Origin of the sequence: Corallococcus sp. AB049A (genome assembly GCF_003668885.1) — a bacterium.
Taxonomy (GTDB): Bacteria; Myxococcota; Myxococcia; order Myxococcales; family Myxococcaceae; genus Corallococcus; species Corallococcus interemptor.
In genome coordinates this window covers 1-2,197 of sequence record NZ_RAWL01000726.1, presented here as the reverse complement: position 1 = coordinate 2,197, position 2,197 = coordinate 1, and the positions used below count along the sequence as shown (strand labels likewise).

At 73.9% G+C, this 2,197-nt stretch carries 3 protein-coding genes; all 3 read left to right on the top strand.

Annotated elements, in window-relative coordinates:
- On the top strand, positions 1–222 hold a 222-nt coding region (locus tag D7X55_RS38735; RefSeq protein ID WP_233610338.1), incomplete at its 5' end, for a hypothetical protein.
- A gap of 369 nt (positions 223–591) precedes the next feature.
- Positions 592–1,242 (top strand): cytochrome c3 family protein, encoded by a 651-nt coding sequence (locus D7X55_RS38730; protein WP_120552013.1) that lies wholly within the window; start codon positions 592–594, stop codon positions 1,240–1,242.
- The coding region (locus D7X55_RS38725) for a TAT-variant-translocated molybdopterin oxidoreductase (RefSeq protein ID WP_158626489.1) at positions 1,230–2,197 on the top strand (968 nt) is incomplete at its 3' end. The genes D7X55_RS38730 and D7X55_RS38725, both read left to right, overlap by 13 nt.

The following is a 2,197-nucleotide window of genomic DNA, read 5'->3' as shown; positions in this document are numbered from 1 at the left end:
GTGCTGGGGGATGCTCGCGGGGTGGACTCGGCCGCGGGGTTCCAGGGCGCGCTGCGCGACTGCCTGAAGCACGGCGTGGCCTGTCACGGACAGGATGCGGTGGTGCGCGAGCTGGCGGCGCTGCCTGCCTCCGGGCCGCTGTCGCCGGTGGACGTGTACGTGGGCGCGGCGTCGGTGATGACGGCCTCCGTGCCCATGCGCGGGCGCACGCTGCCGTCCTGAGGCGCGGGCGCCTGGGCTGCTCGCGAGTGATTCCATCTCGCGCGCCGGTACGCTCGCGGGCGTGATGCGCCGTGGCTGGGAGCTCGTGGCCGCGCGTTCCGTGGAGTGCTCGCGCGAGGTGCCAGCGTGGGTGCCGGTGCTCACGCTGTCGTGCATCGGGACGCGCCCGCGAGCACCGTTCATCGCGCGCATGCGGACTGCTCCGGCGGGTGGCCTTCCTGTGGACTTACGGACGACGCGCGCCGGGGGCGTGTGAAACGCGACGGGCCGCGAACGGGGGGCTGGTGGTGGCCGAGAGACCTCGCCCAAAGTCGTGCCGCCTTCCGCGCTCAGGCCCGCGGAGGCTCCACGCTGGATGGGGGGAGGGACATGGCTCCGCTGTTCCGCCCGGGGACCGACTCGGTGCTGCGGGCGCTCATCGCCCTGGCCCTGGGTGTGCCCGCGGTGTCGCTGGCGGGGCTGCTGCTCCTCGCGCGCAACCCGTTGGGGCGGGGCTCGTTCTCGCCTCGCGAGCAGCCGCTCCCCTTCGACCACCGCCACCACGTGGGCGATGAGGGCATCCCCTGCGGCTACTGCCATGAGGGCGCGTGGCGTTCGCCGGTGGCGGGAGTGCCGCCCACGCAGCGCTGCCTGGGGTGCCATGCGCAGGTGTGGAACCAGAGCGAGCGGCTGGAGCCGGTGCGCGCCAGTGGCTTCGACGGCACGGCGCTGCCGTGGAACCGGGTGCACGCGCTGCCGGACTACGTCTGGTTCAGCCATCAGATCCACGTGAACAAGGGCGTGGGCTGCGTCACCTGTCACGGCCGCGTGGACACGATGCCGGCGGTGCAGCAGGTGGCGCCGCTCACCATGGGCTGGTGCCTGGACTGTCACCGCGACCCGACGCCGTGGCTGCGTCCCCTGTCGGAGGTCGCGAACCTCACGTGGCGTCCCCCCGGAGACCCGAGGGAGACGGGCCGCGCGGTGCAGGCCGCGCTCGGTGTGTCCCCTCGCACGGATTGCAACACATGCCACTTCTGACCGACCCCGCACGGACGGATGTCCCTGACGCGCCGGAGCCGGCGCGCGCGTGGAGGAGCCTGGAGGAGTGGCACGCGGGAGGACCCGGTGACGAGGCCGTGTCGCGCGAGCATCCCCCCGGCGCGATGCTCCCGCCCGAGGGCGTGGCGCGGCGCACCTTCCTGCAACTGGCGGCGGCGTCACTGGCCGCGGCGGGCTTCAGCGGGTGCTTCCGTCAGCCGCCGGAGAAGATCCTCCCGTACTCGACGCCACCGGAGGGGCTGACGCCGGGCGTGCCGCTGCACTTCGCCACGGGGCTGGAGTGGAACGGCCGCACGGTGGGGCTGGTGGTGGAGAGCCATGAGGGGCGGCCCACGAAGGTGGAGGGCAACCCGCTGCACCCCGCGAGCCTGGGTGCGGCGGGCGTCTTCGAACAGGCGGCGCTGCTGGGCCTCTACGACCCCGCGAGGGCGAAGACCGCGCGGCTTCAAGGCGTGGAGGCCGCGTGGAGCACGGTGAGGGATGCGCTGCGCGAGCGGGCCAGGCGCGAGGACGGGGGCGCGGGGCTGCGCTTCCTGGTGGAGCCCACGGGCAGCCCGCTGGTGCAGGCGTTGTATGCGCGCATCCAGCAGCGCTTCCCGTCCGCGCGGATCATCCCCTGTGGCGTGGGCGTGGCGGACGGACGCCGCGAGGGCACGCGCCTGGCGTACGGCCGCGTGCTGGACGTGGTGCACGACGTGGGGCGCGCGGTGGTGGTGGCGGTGGATGACGACTTCCTCGCCACGACCCAGCCGGGAAACCTGCGCGCGGCGCGGGACTTCGTGAGCGCGCGCAAGCCGGAGGCGATGAACCGGCTGTGGGTCGCGGAGAGCACGCTGACCCTCACGGGAGGCTTCGCGGACGAACGGCTGCGGATGCGGCCGTCACAGGGCGTCGCGTTGATGCTCGCGCTGGCGGCGGAGGTGGGGAAGGGAAC